This window comes from Bradyrhizobium sp. 40 (assembly GCF_023100925.1).
In the GTDB taxonomy this organism is placed as follows: domain Bacteria; phylum Pseudomonadota; class Alphaproteobacteria; order Rhizobiales; family Xanthobacteraceae; genus Bradyrhizobium.
Map to the genome: position 1 here is coordinate 5,702,566 of NZ_CP064688.1, position 17,436 is coordinate 5,720,001.

The 17,436-nt window shown below is 64.5% G+C and carries 16 protein-coding genes; 8 read left to right on the forward strand and 8 right to left on the reverse strand.

Annotation, left to right across the window (positions count from 1 at the left end):
- Window positions 1-83: 83 nt before the first annotated feature.
- Window positions 84-1,745: an electron transfer flavoprotein-ubiquinone oxidoreductase gene (locus IVB40_RS27435; RefSeq protein WP_247816858.1), complete on the reverse strand. Its 1,662-nt coding sequence runs from the start codon at window positions 1,743-1,745 to the stop codon at window positions 84-86.
- Between the two features lie 135 nt (window positions 1,746-1,880).
- Between IVB40_RS27435 and IVB40_RS27440 the strand changes: the two genes are divergently transcribed.
- The gene (locus IVB40_RS27440) at window positions 1,881-2,690 is read left to right on the forward strand and encodes a uracil-DNA glycosylase (RefSeq protein ID WP_247438862.1); all 810 of its coding nucleotides are present in this window, start codon (window positions 1,881-1,883) and stop codon (window positions 2,688-2,690) included.
- A gap of 124 nt (window positions 2,691-2,814) precedes the next feature.
- Here IVB40_RS27440 and IVB40_RS27445 read toward each other — a convergent pair whose 3' ends face one another.
- From IVB40_RS27445 to IVB40_RS27465, 5 genes are all read right to left on the reverse strand, one after another.
- A complete protein-coding gene (locus IVB40_RS27445; protein WP_247816859.1) occupies window positions 2,815-4,323 on the reverse strand; it encodes a glycosyltransferase family 39 protein in 1,509 nt (502 codons plus the stop codon).
- Window positions 4,324-4,421: 98 nt separating this feature from the next.
- Window positions 4,422-5,279, reverse strand: a complete 858-nt coding sequence (locus IVB40_RS27450) for a ribonuclease HII (RefSeq protein ID WP_247816860.1) — start codon at window positions 5,277-5,279, stop codon at window positions 4,422-4,424.
- A 77-nt stretch (window positions 5,280-5,356) separates the two neighbouring features.
- Entirely contained in the window at window positions 5,357-5,812 is a 456-nt protein-coding gene (locus IVB40_RS27455) for a VOC family protein (RefSeq protein WP_247816861.1), read from the reverse strand.
- Between the two features lie 24 nt (window positions 5,813-5,836).
- The gene (locus tag IVB40_RS27460) at window positions 5,837-7,000 is read right to left on the reverse strand and encodes a PA0069 family radical SAM protein (protein ID WP_247438855.1); all 1,164 of its coding nucleotides are present in this window, start codon (window positions 6,998-7,000) and stop codon (window positions 5,837-5,839) included.
- Between the two features lie 30 nt (window positions 7,001-7,030).
- On the reverse strand, window positions 7,031-7,213 hold the full coding sequence (locus IVB40_RS27465; protein WP_197031178.1) for a hypothetical protein: 183 nt from the start codon (window positions 7,211-7,213) through the stop codon (window positions 7,031-7,033).
- Here IVB40_RS27465 and IVB40_RS27470 point away from each other — a divergent pair.
- From IVB40_RS27470 to IVB40_RS27485, 4 genes are all read left to right on the forward strand, one after another.
- Window positions 7,212-9,626, forward strand: a complete 2,415-nt coding sequence (locus IVB40_RS27470; RefSeq protein WP_247816862.1) for a phosphoketolase family protein — start codon at window positions 7,212-7,214, stop codon at window positions 9,624-9,626. The two genes, IVB40_RS27465 and IVB40_RS27470, sit on opposite strands and share 2 nt — an antisense overlap.
- 8 nt (window positions 9,627-9,634) lie before the next feature.
- Window positions 9,635-10,819, forward strand: coding sequence for an acetate/propionate family kinase (locus IVB40_RS27475; protein WP_247816863.1), 1,185 nt, complete (start codon window positions 9,635-9,637; stop codon window positions 10,817-10,819).
- 341 nt (window positions 10,820-11,160) lie between these two features.
- Complete coding sequence (locus IVB40_RS27480; RefSeq protein ID WP_027568598.1) at window positions 11,161-11,736, forward strand: glycosyl transferase; 576 nt, start codon at window positions 11,161-11,163, stop codon at window positions 11,734-11,736.
- A 62-nt stretch (window positions 11,737-11,798) separates the two neighbouring features.
- Window positions 11,799-12,725 (forward strand): helix-turn-helix domain-containing GNAT family N-acetyltransferase, encoded by a 927-nt coding sequence (locus IVB40_RS27485; RefSeq protein ID WP_027568597.1) that lies wholly within the window; start codon window positions 11,799-11,801, stop codon window positions 12,723-12,725.
- Window positions 12,726-12,994: 269 nt separating this feature from the next.
- Here IVB40_RS27485 and moaB read toward each other — a convergent pair whose 3' ends face one another.
- A complete protein-coding gene (moaB, locus tag IVB40_RS27490; protein ID WP_027568596.1) occupies window positions 12,995-13,558 on the reverse strand; it encodes a molybdenum cofactor biosynthesis protein B in 564 nt (187 codons plus the stop codon).
- Window positions 13,559-13,693: 135 nt separating this feature from the next.
- A complete protein-coding gene (locus IVB40_RS27495) occupies window positions 13,694-14,623 on the reverse strand; it encodes a neutral zinc metallopeptidase (RefSeq protein WP_247816864.1) in 930 nt (309 codons plus the stop codon).
- A gap of 409 nt (window positions 14,624-15,032) precedes the next feature.
- On the opposite strand from IVB40_RS27495, the gene IVB40_RS27500 reads away from it, so the two are divergent.
- The 3 genes from IVB40_RS27500 (at window position 15,033) to IVB40_RS27510 (ending at window position 17,430) form a co-directional block, all read left to right on the forward strand.
- Window positions 15,033-16,163 (forward strand): site-specific DNA-methyltransferase, encoded by a 1,131-nt coding sequence (locus IVB40_RS27500; protein ID WP_007607106.1) that lies wholly within the window; start codon window positions 15,033-15,035, stop codon window positions 16,161-16,163.
- Window positions 16,164-16,284: 121 nt separating this feature from the next.
- Window positions 16,285-16,611 carry a hypothetical protein gene (locus IVB40_RS27505; RefSeq protein ID WP_027568594.1) on the forward strand — a complete coding sequence of 109 codons (327 nt, stop codon included), beginning with the start codon at window positions 16,285-16,287 and terminating at the stop codon, window positions 16,609-16,611.
- A gap of 132 nt (window positions 16,612-16,743) precedes the next feature.
- Entirely contained in the window at window positions 16,744-17,430 is a 687-nt protein-coding gene (locus IVB40_RS27510; protein WP_247291226.1) for a glutathione S-transferase family protein, read from the forward strand.
- The last annotated feature ends 6 nt before the right edge of the window (window positions 17,431-17,436 follow it).

Below are 17,436 nucleotides of genomic sequence, written 5' to 3' on the forward strand. Positions count from 1 at the left end.
GCGAACGTGCGTCGCAGGGCCACGGTCACGCAATATTGGTCGCCTTGGCCTTGGTCACATGGATTGTGGCTTGCTGACCCCGCCTACATCGCCTCGTAGTTCGGACCGCCGCCGCCCTCCGGGGGAACCCAGGTGATATTGCCGTTGGGGTCCTTCACGTCGCAGGTTTTGCAGTGGACGCAGTTCTGGGCGTTGATCTGGAAGCGCGGACCCGATCCTTCCTCGATCCACTCATAGACGCCGGCCGGGCAATAGCGATTCGACGGACCTGCAAACACGTCATGCTCGGAGGTCTTCTGGAGGTTCATGTCCGTGACCTTGAGATGGACCGGCTGGTCCTCCTCATGATTGGTATTGGACAGGAACACCGACGAGAGCTTGTCGAAGGAAATCTTGCCGTCCGGCTTCGGGTAGGTTCTCGGCGCGTGGGTCTTGGCCGGATCGAGCGTCGCGCGATCGGGCTTCGCGTGCGACTGGGTGCCGAACAGTGAGCCGCCGAAGAGCGTGTTGCACCACATGTCGAAGCCGCCGAGCGCAACGCCGAGCACCGTGCCGAACTTCGACCACAACGGCTTGACGTTGCGGACCAGGAACAAATCCTTGCCGACCGAGGAGGAGCGCCAGGCGTTCTCGTAGTCGACGATCTCGTCATTGGCGCGATCGGCGGCAATGGCGGACGCAACGTGCTCGGCGGCGAGCATGCCCGTGCCCATCGCGTTGTGCACGCCCTTGATCCGGGGAACGTTGACGAAGCCGGCCGCGCAGCCGATCAGGGCGCCGCCGGGGAAGCTGAGTTTCGGGACCGACTGATAGCCGCCCTCGGTGATGGCGCGCGCGCCATAGGCGAGCCGCTTGGCACCTTCGAAGGTGGAGCGGATTGACGGATGGGTCTTGAAACGCTGGAACTCGTCGAACGGCGACAGATACGGGTCATCGTAGTTGAGATGCACGACGAAGCCGACGGCAACGAGGTTGTCGTCGTAGTGATAGAGGAACGAGCCACCGCCGGTCTTCAGATCGAGCGGCCAGCCGAACGAATGCTGGATCATGCCCTTCTGGTGCTTGGCGGGATCGATCTGCCAGACTTCCTTGAGCCCGATGCCGAATTTCGCCGGCTCGCTCTTGGTATCCAGCGCGAACTTCGCGATGAGCTGTTTGGTCAGGCTGCCGCGCGCGCCTTCCGCGAACAGCGTGTACTTGCCGAGCAATTCCATGCCACGGGTAAAGGAGTCCTTCGGCTTGCCGTCCCGGCCGATGCCCATGTCGCCGGTGGCAATGCCCTTCACCGCGCCCTGCTCGTCATAGAGCACCTCGGCCGCGGCAAAGCCCGGATAAATCTCGACGCCTAGCGCTTCCGCTTTGCGTGCCAGCCAGCGGCAGACATTGCCAAGCGAGCCGATATAGCAGTGATGATTGTCCATCAGCGGCGGCATGATGAAGTTAGGCAGCCTGATCGCGCCGCCGCCCGTCATCCAGTAGAAGCGGTCGTCCTTCACCTGGGTCTTCAGAGGACAATCGGAATCTTCGCGCCAGTCCGGCATCAGCTTGTCGAGCCCGGCCGGGTCGATCACGGCGCCGGAGAGAATATGCGCACCGACCTCGGAGCCCTTCTCCACCACGACGACGTTGAGATCGGCATTGATCTGCTTCAGCCGGATCGCCGCAGCCAGGCCCGAGGGGCCTGCGCCGACGATGACGACGTCGAATTCCATGGATTCGCGCGCGGGAAGTTCTTCGGTGCTCATCTGATCTCAGCCCTTGAGACGGTCCTTGGTCGATTGCGCCCTCTTGTTTCCGATTTTTCCGGGTAGGACAACCTCGGAAATGCGTTTCGCCGGGGTGCAAGGCGCCCCAAACTGGACTAATAGTCAGACTTTCCGATGATCCCAGAACCCGCACCCACGGTCCGAGAGCTTCTCGCCTTCTATCTGGAGGCCGGAGTCGATTGCACGCTCGCGGAGGAACCGATCGACCGCTTGGCGGAATTGGATGTTCCACCTCCGGCCCCGCGCGCGCCACCTCCGGTCGAGGCCCCACGGCCGGCCGCCGCCCCGGCAGTGTTGCGCGGCGAGGCGGCCCCCGCGCCCGACATCGCGATCGCCTCGGCGCGCGAGGCCGCACGCACCGCGCCGACCTTGGAGGCGCTGCGCGAGTTGATGCAAAACTTTGACGGCTGCGCGCTGAAGCACACGGCGACACGGTTGGTTTTCGCCGACGGTAATCCGCAGGCGCGCATCATGTTCGTCGGCGAGGCACCGGGCCGCGACGAGGACATCGAGGGGCTGCCCTTCGTCGGGCGCAGCGGCAAGCTGCTCGACTTGATGATCGGAGCCATAGGCCTCAACCGCACCACCGCATACATCGCCAACGTGATTCCCTGGCGCCCGCCCGGCAACCGCACGCCGACGCCGCAGGAGACGCAAATCTGCCTGCCCTTCATCCAGCGCCAGATCGAGCTGGTGAATCCGGATGTGCTGGTGACGCTCGGCAATCCCTCGACGCAGACGCTGCTGTCGACCCGCGAAGGCATCATGCGCACCCGCGGCCGCTGGTTCGATTACGAGACGGGCGGGCGCACCATTCGCGCGCTGCCGACCTTCCACCCCGCCTATCTGTTGCGCTCGCCGTCGTACAAGCGGCTCGCCTGGCAGGATCTGCGCGCGATCGCGAAGGTGCTGGCGGGCGCGTGAGGAGGCGTACGACCTCTCCCCGTCATTGCGAGCGCAGCGAAGCAATCCAGAATCTTTCCGCGGAGGGACTCTGGATTGCTTCGTCGCAAGGGCTCCTCGCAATGACGACGGAAAGAGCGAGCGACTAAGTCCCCTTCGGCCGCACGATGGCCCAGCCGATGCGCAGCAGTTGCTGACGGCCGGTCACCAGCCATTCGAAGGCGCGCGGCACTTCCGGCACGATACCCGGGAAGCGCGCGAGAATGTCCGGCGGCGGGGTGCCCGCGGTGTCGGAGGCACGCCAGACCACGACGCCGCCGGTCTCGTTGAATTTGGCCTGATTGATCCACGGCGTGCGTGAAGGCTGGGCATCGATGAACAGATGCGGCCGGCCGGAATGCAGCGTGATCAGGCTCGCAAGCTGGGTCTCGCCGGCCACCGCGCGCAGGCGATGATTGGTGCGGCGGGCAAAGCTCTCGTCGAAGAAGTCCGAAATCGCGCGCGCCGGCATCGACGTCGCGATCTCGTTGGCACCGGTCCACGGCAGGAGCAGGACGGCGAGCACGACGCCGATTGCGGGCGCGATGACGGCGGCCGCCCAGACCATCCGCAGCATCCTCGCGCGGCGCATCGCGATGAGATCGCCGGCCCCCACGACCACGGCGAGCCCCGACAACACCAGCACGACGCCGGCTCCGCCCACGACGGCGTCGAGGCCCAGCAGGCCGGAGATCAGCACCGCGCCGAGCGCCGGCGCCAACGCGAAGAAATAGACGAAATTGCGCGCGAGCGGCTCGACCGGCGGGCGGTAGATGATCGGCGCCTCCTCGCTCTTGGGAACGAACAGGCCGGTGTTGAGCACGGTCAGCGCCGGGATCGCCGCCGCGCCGAGCAGGAATCCCCCGAGCAGCCAGGCCGCGTGCAGCGCGCGGGCATTGAGTTCGGCAACCTGCGGCAAGGCCGGCAGGACGAACGCCTCGGCGCGCATCAGCCAGACGGCATAGGGCAATGCCAGCACGGCGACCACTACGAGCGCAAACAGCGGGTCGAATGCGCGTAGCGTGCGGCGGCCATCCCCGGTTGCGAGCGCGAAGACGACGATCAGCAGCAGCAGGAAGATCGCAGCCGGCGTCGTCAGCAGCAGGAGGCCCGCCTCGATCGACCAGGCAAACCAGGCGTTGCCGCGGCGCTGTCCGATGATCTGCCAGGAATGCAGCAGCAGCAGCGCCCAGAGCGGCCGCGCCAGCACCAGCGGGCCGAAGTCGAGTGCGGGCGAGGAGAAGGCCAGCAGCGTCATGGTCAGCAGCACGGCCAGCACTGCCTGCTGGGCGCCGACCACCGCGCGGGACAGATGATAGAGCGCGATGAAGGTCGCGACCCCACAGAGCTCCGCCAGGACGTAGACGCCGAACACGTGGCCGCCGGCAGCGCGATAGGCGATGTCGGCGAGCCAGACCGGCAAGGGCGGGCCCAAATCAGTGCCGACCTGGTATTCGCGGCCGAAGGCCAGCAGAGTCGCGAGGCTGCCGGGCGGGCTGCGATAAAACACCAGCGCCACGAACAGCCACATCGCGGCCTGGAGCAGCACGGCGATCCAGACGATCAGCCGCGGCCGCGCGCGAATGAGCTCGATGACCAGGGAGGTAAACCGCATGCAACGTCCGAAAGATGCAGCCAACCCGTGAAGCCGGCCCTATTCGCTCACGACTATTTTGATAGAGGGCGCGACGCGTCGTGGCAACCGAGTCTCGTCTAGAGATTTGCCGACGCGTCGATTTCCGAGCTCGTGTCCACCTGCAGCTCGATCTCGGTCACCGCAAACAGATCCTGCGCCGGCTCGACCGTCCAGGGCATGTGCTTGGCGCGTGCAGCGGCGACGGGGGCGAAGAAGCTGCGGTGGTGGACGGTGGGGCCGAGGCGGTTGAGCGCATCGAGGTGCTCGGGCACGGCGTAGCCCTTATGCTGCTCGAAACCGTACCCGGGACAGTCCTGAGCCAGCGCGCACATCAGGCGGTCCCGCGTCACCTTGGCGACGATCGAGGCCGCTGCGATCGACAGGACGATGCCGTCGCCGCCGATCACGGCCTCGCAATCGCATGCCGTGTCGAGCCGGTCGCGGCCGTCGACGAAGACGTGCCGGGGCTGCTGGGGCAACGCCACGACGGCGCGCTTCAGCGCCCACAGCGAGGCACGCAGGATGTTGTCGCGGTCGATGCGGGCGCGCGAGGCGACGGCCACCGAGACCTGGGCGGTGGCGCAGATCTTGTCGAACAGCCTTTCGCGCTCCTCGGCGGTCAGGCGCTTGGAATCGTCGATGCCGCGCGGGATGCGGTCGGGATCGAGAATCACCGCCGCCGCCACCACCGGACCGGCCAGCGGCCCGCGGCCGGCCTCATCGCAGCCCGCCACCGGCCAGACGCCGCGCTTGATCAGCGCGCGCTCGCGGCGGAAGCTTGGGGCGACGATGATGGCGCTCTTGGTGCCGGCCAGCGCCTTGGCGATTTTTTTGGGCGCAGCCTTCTCGTTCTTAGGCGCTGCCTTCTTGTTCTCAGGCGCAACCTTCTTGGGCGCGCCTTTGGCCGGCTTCTTGGCGGATTGATCCCGAATCATGGCCGGGATCGTGCGCAAGCGGCATGACCTGCGCAACCGGGAACCTCGGACAATTCCCGTTATTCAAGTCAGCCGCCCTATTCCGCCAGATGCACCCGTCGGTCCTCGCCGACTTCGACGCCGGGCGCGGCCACGACTTCCCAGGGATGGCCGTCAGGATCGGCGAAATAGCCGGAATAACCGCCGTAGTCGGTCTCATGCGCGGCCTTCAGCAGCGCGGCGCCCTTGCTGACGGCGAAGGCCAGCACCGCGTCCACCTCCTCAGGCGCGCGGCAGTTCCATGCGAGCGTCATGCCGCGAAACGTCGATGGCCTCGGATGATCCGGCAATTTGGCGTCGACCGCGAGCTGATCCCAGGGAAATAGCGCGAGCACCGGACCGCCGGTGTCATAGAACGCCACGGCCTCGCCGGTCACCTTGAGCCGGCGCGAGAAACCAAGCGCGTCGTAAAAGGCAATACTGGCGCGGATGTCGCTTACGCCCAGCGTGATGACGGTGAGCCGCGGGATTGGAGCTGGCAGTTCCTTACTCATGCGAAGCCTCTCCCACTTCGTCCCTCAGAACAGGCTGAGCTGATCGCCGTTCCGCTTCGGCTTGGCAAAATGATCCGTCGTCAGCTTGGAGCGCCTCTTGTTCAGGCCCAGCCTGTCGCAGGCGATCTCGAAGCGGCGTCCGATGGTCCAGGCCATCGGGCCGGTGCCCTTCATGCGCTCGCCCCATTTCGCGTCGTAGTCGCGGCCGCCGCGCATGTCGCGGATCAGCGTGAAGACGTGGCGATAGCGGTCCGGATAGTTCGCCATCAGCCATTCACGAAAGAGATCGCGCACCTCGAGTGGCAACCGCAGCAGCACGTAGGAGGCTTCCTTGACGCCGGCATGGGCGGCAGCATCCAGGATGCGTTCGATCTCGGAATCGTTCAGCGCGGGAATGACGGGCGCGACCATGACGGTGGTCGGAATGCCGGCCTCGGAAAGCTGCTTCAGCGCCTCCAGTCGCTTCGGCGGCGTGGACGCCCGCGGCTCCATGGTGCGCGCCAGCTTCGGATCGAGCGAGGTCACGGAGATCCCGACCTTGGCGAGGTTGCGCTTGGCCATGCGCGCGAGAATGTCGATGTCACGGGTCACCAGCGCCGACTTGGTGACGATCCCGACGGGATGGCCGGCGCGCTCCAGCACCTCCAGAATGCCGCGCATGATTTTGCGCTCGCGCTCGATCGGCTGATAGGGATCGGTGTTGGTGCCGATCGCGATCATCCGCGGCTCGTAGCCCGGCGCCGCCAGCTCTTTCTCGAGCAAAGCCGGCGCCTCGGGCTTCACGAACAGCTTCGACTCGAAGTCGAGCCCCGGCGACAGGCCGAGATAGGCATGCGTCGGCCGCGCGAAGCAATAGACGCAGCCGTGCTCGCAGCCGCGGTAGGGATTGATCGAACGGTCGAAGCCGATGTCGGGAGATTCGTTGCGGGTAATCACCTTGCGCGAGGTGTCGATCCCGACCGTGGTCTTGAACGGAGGCAGTTCTTCAAGGCTCTGCCAGCCGTCGTCGAATGCGACGCGCGCCTCGGCCTCAAAGCGGCCGCTGGCGTTGGACTGCGCGCCCCGGCCTCGCCTGCGCTGGCGGTCGATGGCGACCGCCAGCTCAGGGAAGTCAGAAGGCGCACCCGCCGGCTCGGAGGGCGCCGTGACCGGCGGGTGCTTGAGAGCATGAGAGGATGCTGGACTCATGAAGCCAAGATAGCACGTCGAAGGAACAAATCAAGAACACAAACCAAAAACGTGAAAACAACCCCATGCACAGTAGAGCTGCCCAAACTTCGCGCGCCCGCTTTTGACCTCACGCAACAGTGGCGTCACGGCGATCTCGTTTGATGCTGCCGAAGGATCGATCTCGCCGGAACTCGGTTGGTGACGATCCCGGGTGAAGGTCGGCAGGAACATGACAAATCAACAACAATTGGCCGCAGCGAGCAGCGACCTCAATCTGCTCGACCGCTATTGGCGCGCCGCGAACTATCTCTCCGTCGGGCAGATTTACCTGCTCGACAATCCGCTGCTGCGCGAGCCGTTACGGCCCGAGCACATCAAGCCGCGTTTGCTCGGCCATTGGGGCACGACGCCCGGTTTGAACTTCATTTATGCCCATCTCAACCGCGTCATCCGCGCGCTGGACCTGAGCGTGATCTATGTGTGCGGTCCCGGCCACGGCGGCCCCGGCATGGTCGCCAACACCTATCTCGAAGGCAGCTACAGCGAGATCTATCCCGATATCGCGCGCGATACCGACGGGTTACGCAAACTGTTCAGGCAATTCTCCTTCCCCGGCGGCATCCCGAGTCACGCGGCGCCGGAGACGCCGGGCTCGATTCACGAAGGCGGTGAGCTCGGTTACGCGCTGGTGCATGCCTATGGCGCGGCATTCGACAATCCCGACCTGATCGTCGCCTGTGTCGTCGGAGACGGCGAGGCCGAGACCGGCCCGCTCGCGGCGTCCTGGCACTCCAACAAGTTCCTCAATCCTGCCCATGACGGCGCGGTGCTGCCGATCCTGCATCTCAACGGTTACAAGATTGCCAACCCAACCGTGCTCGGGCGGATGCGCGACGACGAGATCCGCGATCTCTTCCGCGGGCTCGGCCACGAGCCGCTATTCGTCGAGGGCGACGATCCGAAATTGATGCACCAGGCCATGGCGGACGCGCTCGACGTCGCGTTCGCCAGCATCCGGTCGATCCAGCAGCACGCCCGCGACGGCCGCAAGAGCGTCGAACGCCCGCGCTGGCCGATGATCGTGCTACGCAGCCCGAAGGGCTGGACCGGCCCCAAGGAAGTCGACGGCAAGAAGGTCGAGGGTTTTTGGCGTGCACATCAGGTGCCGGTCGCGAACTGCCGCGACAACCCGGCGCATCTGAAGATTCTCGAAGACTGGATGCGCAGCTACGAGCCGGAAAAGCTATTCGACGCGAACGGCGCGCTCGTTGCCGAGCTCCAGGCGCTCGCGCCCGAAGGCAATCGCCGCATGGGCGCCAATCCGCACGCCAATGGCGGCCTTCTGAAGAAGGAGCTGAAGCTGCCGGACTTCCGCAGCTTCGCCGTCAAGGTCCCTCAGCCGGGCGGCATCGTGGCGGAGGCAACCCGCGAGCTCGGCAAATTCCTGCGCGACGTCATCCGCCTCAACGCCGAGGCCCGCAACTTCCGCATCATGGGCCCGGACGAAACCGCCTCAAACCGGCTCGATGCGGTGTTCGAGGCCACCGAACGCGTCTGGATGGAGCCGACAAAACCTTACGACGTGCATCTCGCCCAGGACGGACGCGTGATGGAAGTCCTGAGCGAACATCTCTGCCAGGGCTGGTTAGAGGGCTACCTGCTCACGGGCCGGCACGGCTTCTTCTCCTGCTACGAGGCGTTCATCCACATCGTGGATTCCATGTTCAACCAGCATGCCAAATGGCTGAAAGTGACGCGGCATCTGCCGTGGCGACGCCCGATCGCCTCGCTCAACTATCTGCTGACATCGCATGTCTGGCGCCAGGACCACAACGGCTTCAGCCATCAGGACCCCGGATTCGTCGATCTCGTCGCCAACAAGAAGGCCGATATCGTCCGCATTTACTTCCCACCGGACGCCAACACGCTGCTGTGGATCGCCGATCACTGCCTGCGCACCTATGACCGCATCAACGTCATCGTGGCCGGCAAGCAGCCGGCGCCGCAATGGCTGTCGATGCAGGAGGCAGCCACGCACTGCGATGCCGGCATCGGCATCTGGAGCTGGGCCGGCACGGAAGACGCGAATGGCGAGCCCGATGTCGTGATGGCCTGCGCCGGCGACGTGCCGACACTGGAAACGCTCGCCGCCGTCGACCTGCTGCGCAAGGCGCTGCCCGAGCTGAAGATCCGCGTCGTCAACGTCGTCGACCTCATGACGCTGCAACCCAGGGAACAGCACCCGCACGGCTTGTCCGACCGCGACTTCGACGGCCTGTTCACGCGCGACAAGCCGGTGATCTTCGCCTATCACGGCTATCCCTATCTGATCCACCGGCTGACCTATAACCGGACCAACCACGCCGGCATGCACGTCCGCGGCTTTGCCGAGGAAGGCACCACGACGACGCCGTTCGACATGGTCGTGCTCAACGAGCTCGACCGCTATCACCTCGCGATCGAGGCGATCGAGCGCGTGCCGGGGCTCGCGACCAAAGCGGCGCAGGTGAAGCAGCAATTCCGCGACAAGCTGATCGAGCATTCGCGCTATGTGCGCGAATACGGCGAGGACATGCCGGAAATCCAGGAATGGGTCTGGCAGAACAGCGCCGGCGGCAACACGCCGGCGGAGGCAGGCGACTGACAGCAGCCATGTTGAACACCGTTCTCGTTCTCAACTCGGGATCGTCGAGCATCAAATTCGGCCTGTTCGAGATCTCGGCGGCCGAGCCCACCCCGCTCTGCAAGGGCCTGCTCGACGAGCACGAGACGAAGCCGCGGCTCGTCGTGAAGAGCCCCGCGGGCGAAGACCTGTTCCAGCAAGGGAGGGAATCATCGGATGCGGATAGCGATCATCTGTTCGCCGACATGCTCGGCTTCATCGAGGATCGTTTCGGCGACCATCGCTTGAGCGCCGTCGGCCATCGCGTCGTCCATGGCGGTCCGGACTATTCCGCTCCGGTCGAGCTGACAGACGCTGTCACCGCAAAGCTGGAGGCGTTGACACTGCTGGCGCCGCTGCACCAGCCGCGGTGTCTGGCGCCGGTCCGCGCCATCAGCGCGATCAGGCCCGACCTGACGCAGATCGCCTGCTTCGACACCGCTTTCCACCACGGCATTGCGCCGCCCGCCAGCCGCTTCGCCATTCCGCGACGTTATGAAGAGCGCGGAGTCCGACGCTACGGATTTCATGGCCTCTCGTTCGAATATGTCGCGGGACGGCTCGCCCGAATCGCGCCGCAGCTCGTGGCGAAGCGCACTGTGATCGCGCATCTCGGCAATGGCGCGAGCCTGTGCGGCTTGCGCGACGGACGCAGCATCGACACCACGATGGGACTGACGCCGCTCGACGGGCTGGTGATGGGCACGCGGTGCGGCAGGATCGACCCGGGCGTGCTGCTCTATCTGCAACAGCACGAGAAGATGTCGGTCGACGATGTCCAGCACCTGCTCTACCACGAATCGGGCCTGCTCGGCGTCTCCTGCATCGCGTCGGATATGCGGACGCTACTTGCGAGCAGCGAAGCTGCGGCACGGGAGGCGGTCGAGCTCTTCACCTTCCGCGCCGCGCAGGAGGTGGCGGCGATGGCGACGACGCTTGCCGGGCTGGACTGCCTGGTCTTCACCGGCGGCATCGGCGAGCATGCCAGGGAAATCCGCAGAGCGATCGGTGAGCGTCTCGACTGGCTCGGTGTGCGCATCGATGCGGCTGCGAATGATGCGGCGCGCGAGCGCATTAGCGGTGACGATAGCGCAGCCGATGTCTTCGTCATTCCAACGAATGAGGAACTGATGATCGCACGACATTGTGCGGCGGTGCTACGAACAGCAGGTTGACCGGCGTTCATTCGAAGCCCTCGTCAGCAGCGTGATTGCACGTTTTTCCCGCTCTCGCGCTCGTCCGCTATCGCGTCCTTCCTCTTGCGGGATTGCGAACGGCCGGCCCGCCGCGCAATATTACGGCTCACCTCCGGATTAATACGGAGAGGATAGGCTGGGGCCGACACATTGGCGATATCGTGGCCCGTACGGGACAAATTTGGATGCGACAGCCGCGGCGGTTTACCATCGTATACCGAAGCGTGGCCGGAAAGTTGCACTCGGCAGCGCCACATGTTTTATGACGCCCTGATAATGAGCTACGCTTCTCCCGAAGTGTGGACACTGAAGCCTCAATCATGCTGAGCGTCATCATTCCGACCGAAGGCGTCGAGCAGACGGCGGTCGCAACTCTGGCCGCGCTGGTACCCGGTGCCGCCGCAGGCATCGTCCGGGAAGTGCTCCTCGTCGATGGCACCCGCAATGGGGTCATCGAGCGCGTTGCCGACGTCGCGGGCTGCCGTTTCATCGGCTTCGAAGGATCGACGCAGGGCGCCGCGCTTGCCGCCGGCGCACTCCAGGCCCGTTCGTCCTGGCTGATGTTCCTCCCCGCCGGCGCCGTGCTGGAAACCGGCTGGATCGAGGAAACCGCTCAGTTTATCCAGTCCGTCTCGACCAGCGGCCGGGATCGTGCAGCTGTCTTCCGCTATGCCCGCTCACCCTACGCTGATGCCGGCTTCCGCGATATCCTCTGGGCCCTGATGCGCAAGCTCGTCGGTCCCTTCGGCGATCAGGGACTTTTGATCGCGCGTGATCACTACGACCGCATCGGTGGCTACCCGCCCCAAGCCCGCCGGTCCGAGGCGCGGTTGCTCCGGCGGCTCGGCCGCTCGTCGCGGATCATGCTGCGCAGCCGGATCGTCATGGTCGGCTGAAGCACTTCAATACTTGCCAAAGTCAAATAATTATTTGACAATGGCAAGTATCGAGGTGAGCCATGTCAATTAACGGTACCGATGACCACGTCGCAGCGGTTCGCGCCTTCAACCGCTTCTACACCCGCAAGCTTGGCGTGCTCGACCAGCACCTTGGCAAGAGCCCGTTCTCGCTCAGCGAGGCCCGCGTGCTCTACGAGCTCGCACAACGGGACGACCTTGCCGCAAAGGAGATCGGCAACGAGCTTGGCCTCGACCCCGGCTATCTCAGCCGTATCGTGCAGAGCTTCGACGAAAAGGGGCTGATCACCCGCAGGCCCCTGCCCGCGGATCGCAGGCAATACCAGCTCAGCCTCACTGCCAAGGGGCGCCAGAGCTTTGCCAAGCTGAACCTGGGCTCGCAAAACGAAGTCGCCGCAATGCTGGCTCAGCTTTCGGCCAGCGATGCAACGCGGCTCACGCAGGCTATGGCGACCATCGAAGCTGTGCTGGAGCATCGAAGCCAGCCCGCGGCTTTCATGCTGCGCAGCCATCGCGTCGGCGACATGGGCTGGGTCATCTCCCGACAGGCCGCCGCCTATGCGGCCGACTACAACTGGGATATCAGCTACGAGGCCCTGGTCGCCGAGATCTGCGCACAGTTCATCAAGAACTATGACGCCGCGCGCGAGCACTGCTGGATTGCGGAAGTGGATGGCGAGCCGATCGGCTCGATCTTTCTGGTCAAGGCCACGGACGAGATTGCCAAGCTGCGCCTGTTGCAGGTGGAGAAGAAAGCGCGGGGACTCGGTGTCGGCCGCGCGCTGGTCGAGCAATGCATCCAGGGCGCACGCGAGAGGGGCTACAGCAAGATGACGCTGTGGACGCAAAGCATCCTGGTCGCCGCGCGGGGCATCTATCAAAGTGCAGCCTTCAACCTCGTGAAGACCGAGCCGCATCACAGCTTCGGGCAGGATCTGATTGGGGAAACGTGGGAGCGGGATCTCTGACGCTTCAACAGCGGGCGAGATGCGCATAATATGTGCTCTCGCCCCTTGCGGGGGAGGGCAGCGACGCTGGTAAACACAAGCTCAGTTGGGTGAGGGGTTGTCTCCGCAAGCATCTGTGCAAATGGACAGAGACCCCTCATCCGGCACCATAGCCGAAGCTTCGCTTCGGCGTTCCTTAAGAACGGCGGCCGAAGGCCGCCTATGCCACCTTCCCCCACATCCGCCTTCGCTAAAGCTTCGGCGGACATGAGGGGAGAAGGAATGTCCAACTACACCGTCGCGCCCCGCGCCTTCGTCCGGCGCAGGTGCTCGTCCAGCCGCGGCATGATCTCGACGAAATTGCAGGGACGAGTGCGGTAGTCGAGCTGGGCTTTGAGGATGCCGTCCCAGCCGTCGCGGCAGGCACCGGGCGAACCTGGGAGGCAGAAGATGTACGTTGCGCCCGCGACGCCGGCCGTGGCGCGGCTCTGGATCGTCGACGTGCCGATCTTGGCGTGGCTCAGCATGTGGAATGCGATCGAGAAACCGTCCATGCGCTTCTCGAACAAGGGCTCGATCGCCTCCGGCGTGACGTCGCGCCCGGTGAAGCCGGTGCCGCCGGTGGTGATGACGACGTCGACGCCTGCCTCCGCAATCCAGCGGCGAATGACGGCGCGGATCGTCTCGACGTCGTCGGTGACGATCTCGCGCGCGGCGAGATGATGGCCGGCCGCAAGGAGACGGTCGGCCAGGGTCTGGCCGGATTTATCATCCGCGAGCGCGCGCGTGTCGGACATGGTGAGCACCGCGATGTTGAGCGGGACGAACTGTTTTGCTTCGTCGATGGAGGTCATTGCAACGCACCTTCTTCACAGACCACTGACGTCATCCTGAGGTGCGCGCTGTTGCGCGCCTCGAAGGATGGGCCACGGGCTCGCCATCCTTCGAGGCTCGCCAATTGGCGAGCACCTCAGGATGACGGATAACCCCTACTGTCCGCCACCAAACGTGTTGCAGGCCTGGACGGTGCCCTGCTGGTAGCCGGTCATGAACCACTGTTTGCGTTGCGCGGCCGAGCCGTGGGTGAAGGAATCGGGCACGACGCGGCCTGTGGACTGGCGCTGCAGCGTGTCGTCGCCGATCGCGCTCGCCGTGGTGAGTGCGGCGTCGATGTCGCCCGGCTCCAGGAAGTTCGGCCGCTTCTTCGCCTCGCGATTGACCCAGACACCGGACAAGCAGTCGGCCTGCAATTCGACCTTCACCTGGAGCGCATTCGACTCCGCCTTGCTGCCGGCCTGCTGCTGCAGGCGCGTCACGCGCGGAATGATGCCGAGCAGGTTCTGGATGTGATGGCCGGCCTCATGGGCGATGATGTAGGCGGTGGTGAAGTTACAGGCGGACTTGCCGGAGCACCCGCGAAAACGCGTCTCGACCTCGCGGAAGAAACCGGTGTCGAGGAAGATGGTCCTGTCGGGCGGACAATAGAATGGTCCCATCGCCGACTCCGCCCGGCCGCAGCGCCCGCCATTGGTGACGTTGCGGAACAGCACGACCTTCGGACCGGTAAAGGACTGGCCCGAGGCCTGGAAGATCTCGCTCCAGCGGTCGTCGATCTCGCCGAGGATGCCGGAGATCATGCTGCCCATCTCGTCGGTCGGCGCGCCGCGCTTGGCCGAGGTGGACTGGCGATCGGTCTGGTAGGACGGCGCCTGGCCGCCGCCGGTGAGGATCTCGGCACCGCCGATCAGGATGCGCGGATCGATGCCGAAGGCGTAGCCGACCAGGCCGAGCACGATGATGGTGCCGATGCCAAGCCCGCCGCCGCCCATGGGGAGGCCGAACCCGCCTCCTCCACCGCCGCCACCATCGTCGCGACGATCCTCGATGTCGTCGCTGCGGCGGAAATCATCGTAGCGCATGGCGGCTTCCCTCGGTCCTGGCTGGCATCATTGGGCGCAAAGGCGGCAAAGCTCAACGCACCATGCACGTAAAATTTCCATTGCGTTAATCAATATCCCGCTCGGCAATTATTGCCTAGTGCGACAGCATGGCAATGCCAGCAATTTTTTCCGGGCATCGAGCAATTTTTTCCGAGAGGAATTTCGAGTCTTTTTGCGCTTCGATCACAGCCGCAACGCGAAGAAACACGAAATACACTGCAAAACACGGCGAATGCGCGGAGCGAACCGCGTGCAAGGCGCGATGTGAGAGCTATTCACGAAAGCGGCGGGTTAAGTCGATTTTTACTTTGCCGCTTCAATGTAACGGTCAGTCGGTTGTTTGGTCCCGCGTCGCCGACAGCGTCGCCTGAGTCAGAGTCCTTGAGTCATGGTAGAGTCGCGTCGCGGGGCGTCTGCAAGGGCGCCCCGCACAAATTTTGAGTCTCCTTCGCACAGCATCGTCCTCGGCGATTGCGTCGCCGAGATGTCGAAGCTTCAGGCTGGTTCGGTCGATCTGGTGTTCGCCGATCCACCCTACAATCTCCAGCTCAAGGGCGATCTCAAGCGCCCCGACGAATCCCATGTCGATGCGGTCGACGACGATTGGGACAAGTTCGATTCGTTCTCCGCCTATGACGATTTCACCCGGGCCTGGCTGCTTGCCGCCCGCCGCGCGATGAAGCCGTCGGCGACGATCTGGGTGATCGGCTCCTATCACAACATCTTCCGCGTCGGCGCGATCATGCAGGACCTCGGCTTCTGGCTCCTGAACGACATCGTCTGGCGCAAGACCAACCCGATGCCGAATTTCCGCGGCCGTCGCTTCACCAACGCGCACGAGACCATGATCTGGGCCGCGCGCGACGAAAAGGCCAAGGGCTACACCTTCAACTACGAAGCCTTGAAAGCCGCCAACGAGGACGTGCAGGCACGGTCCGACTGGCTGATCCCGCTCTGCACCGGCGAGGAGCGCCTCAAGGGCGCCGACGGCAAGAAAGTGCACCCGACGCAGAAGCCGGAAGGCCTGCTCGCGCGCGTGCTGCTGTCGTCCTCCAAGCCCGGCGATCTCGTGATCGATCCCTTCAACGGCACCGGCACCACCGGCGCGGTCGCAAAGCGCCTCGGCCGCTCTTATATCGGCTTCGAGCGCGACAAGACTTATGCGAAAGCCGCACAAGCGCGCATCGCCGCGGTCGAGCCGCTGCCGGAGGCAAGCCTCGCCCCGTTCATGACGGCGCGCGAAGCGCCGCGGGTTGCGTTCTCCGAGCTGATCGAGCGTGGCATGATCATGCCCGGCACCAAGCTGTTCGACGCCAAAAAGAAGCTCGGCGCACTGGTCCGCGCCGACGGGGCCATCATGTTCGGCGACAAGGTCGGCTCCATCCACCGCATGGGCGCAGTGGCGCAAGGCGCGCAAGCCTGCAACGGCTGGACCTTCTGGCACATCGAGACCAAGAAGGGTCTCAAGCTGATCGACGAACTCCGCGCCGAAATCCGCGCCGGCATGGCGGCGGGGTAGCCTTCCTTTCGTCATCCCGGAGCGCGCCTCTTGGCGCGGCCCTGGAATCACGAGACTGGTTGAACACAGCGGCCGGCGGGACTAGATTGACCGCCTGCGCCCCGTCCCGACCGGTCCTCCCATGCGACGACAGTCCGAGACATTGCTGCTGGTGCCGCTGCTGCCGATCTTTCTGCTCGGCATGTTTCCGATGTTCCTGATCGCGCTGCTGGGATTTTTCGGCCTCGCCTTGTTCGGCGTGCTCGTGGTCTGTGTCGGGCTCGCCAGCAGCAACGAGGCCCATGACAGCTTCAATCACGACGTCATCGTTCACGGCTACGCGCGCGGATCGGAGCGCAAGGCGCGAGCTTCCGACATGCATATCGCTACCCGGCTCGGGCTGCGCCTGGAGGTCGTGGGCGCGGCCATGGTCATTACGGCGGCGATCGGCCTTTGTTACGCCGGCTGATCTGCGTGGCGCGCAGATACCGCCCGGCAAACTCGCCGGTTGCCCTCCCCGATAAGGTTCAGGCAAGACAAGGCCGCTTGCGGACATGTTGCTGCCTCCACTCTCAGCCAACAAACACAGGGGAGATGCCCGATGCTCAAATTCTATTTCAATGGCTCGCCGAACCCGACCAAGGTCGCGCTTTATCTCGAAGAGTCGGGCCTGGCCTTTGAGCCGGTGAAGATCGACACCCGCAAGGGCGAGCAGTTCACGCCGGACTATCTGAAGATCAATCCGAACGGCAAGGTGCCGGCGATCGACGACAACGGCACCATCGTGTTCGATTCCAACGCCATCCTGCTCTATCTCGCCGAGAAGACCGGAAAATTCCTGCCGGCCGCCAATTTTCGCGGCGAGATGCTGTCATGGCTGATGTTTGTCGCCACCGGCGTCGGCCCGTATTCGGGCCAGGCCGTGCACTTCAAGCATTTCGCGCCGAAGGACCAGAACCACGACTACGCGCATAACCGCTATCAGTTCGAGACCGATCGTCACTACAAGATTCTCGACGGTCACCTCGAAGGCCGCCGCTACATGGTCGGCGACAGCTATTCGATCGTCGACATGGCGCTGTGGGGTTGGGCACGGATGTTGCCGTTCAAGCTCGGCGACGATGCCTTCGCGCGATACCCGAACGTCAAGCGGCTGGTGGACGAGGTCACGGCGCGGCCTGCGGCGACGCGCGCGATCGCTCTGAAGGACAAGTTCACCTTCAAGGCGGAGATGGACGACGAGGCCCGCAGCAACATGTTCAAGCACATGACGACGAAAGTCGCCTGATCGCGT

Coding starts and splice junctions, on each gene's coding strand:
- IVB40_RS27505 (WP_027568594.1), top strand. CDS start 16,285: ATGCGACGACAGTCCGAGACATTGCTGCTGGTGCCGCTGCTGCCGATC.
- IVB40_RS27460 (WP_247438855.1), bottom strand. CDS start 7,000: ATGAGTCCAGCATCCTCTCATGCTCTCAAGCACCCGCCGGTCACGGCG.
- moaB (WP_027568596.1), bottom strand. CDS start 13,558: ATGACCTCCATCGACGAAGCAAAACAGTTCGTCCCGCTCAACATCGCG.
- IVB40_RS27445 (WP_247816859.1), bottom strand. CDS start 4,323: ATGCGGTTTACCTCCCTGGTCATCGAGCTCATTCGCGCGCGGCCGCGG.
- IVB40_RS27455 (WP_247816861.1), bottom strand. CDS start 5,812: ATGAGTAAGGAACTGCCAGCTCCAATCCCGCGGCTCACCGTCATCACG.
- IVB40_RS27440 (WP_247438862.1), top strand. CDS start 1,881: ATGATCCCAGAACCCGCACCCACGGTCCGAGAGCTTCTCGCCTTCTAT.
- IVB40_RS27510 (WP_247291226.1), top strand. CDS start 16,744: ATGCTCAAATTCTATTTCAATGGCTCGCCGAACCCGACCAAGGTCGCG.
- IVB40_RS27450 (WP_247816860.1), bottom strand. CDS start 5,279: ATGATTCGGGATCAATCCGCCAAGAAGCCGGCCAAAGGCGCGCCCAAG.
- IVB40_RS27500 (WP_007607106.1), top strand. CDS start 15,033: ATGGTAGAGTCGCGTCGCGGGGCGTCTGCAAGGGCGCCCCGCACAAAT.
- IVB40_RS27480 (WP_027568598.1), top strand. CDS start 11,161: ATGCTGAGCGTCATCATTCCGACCGAAGGCGTCGAGCAGACGGCGGTC.
- IVB40_RS27495 (WP_247816864.1), bottom strand. CDS start 14,623: ATGCGCTACGATGATTTCCGCCGCAGCGACGACATCGAGGATCGTCGC.
- IVB40_RS27465 (WP_197031178.1), bottom strand. CDS start 7,213: ATGTTCCTGCCGACCTTCACCCGGGATCGTCACCAACCGAGTTCCGGC.
- IVB40_RS27470 (WP_247816862.1), top strand. CDS start 7,212: ATGACAAATCAACAACAATTGGCCGCAGCGAGCAGCGACCTCAATCTG.
- IVB40_RS27435 (WP_247816858.1), bottom strand. CDS start 1,745: ATGAGCACCGAAGAACTTCCCGCGCGCGAATCCATGGAATTCGACGTC.
- IVB40_RS27475 (WP_247816863.1), top strand. CDS start 9,635: ATGTTGAACACCGTTCTCGTTCTCAACTCGGGATCGTCGAGCATCAAA.
- IVB40_RS27485 (WP_027568597.1), top strand. CDS start 11,799: ATGTCAATTAACGGTACCGATGACCACGTCGCAGCGGTTCGCGCCTTC.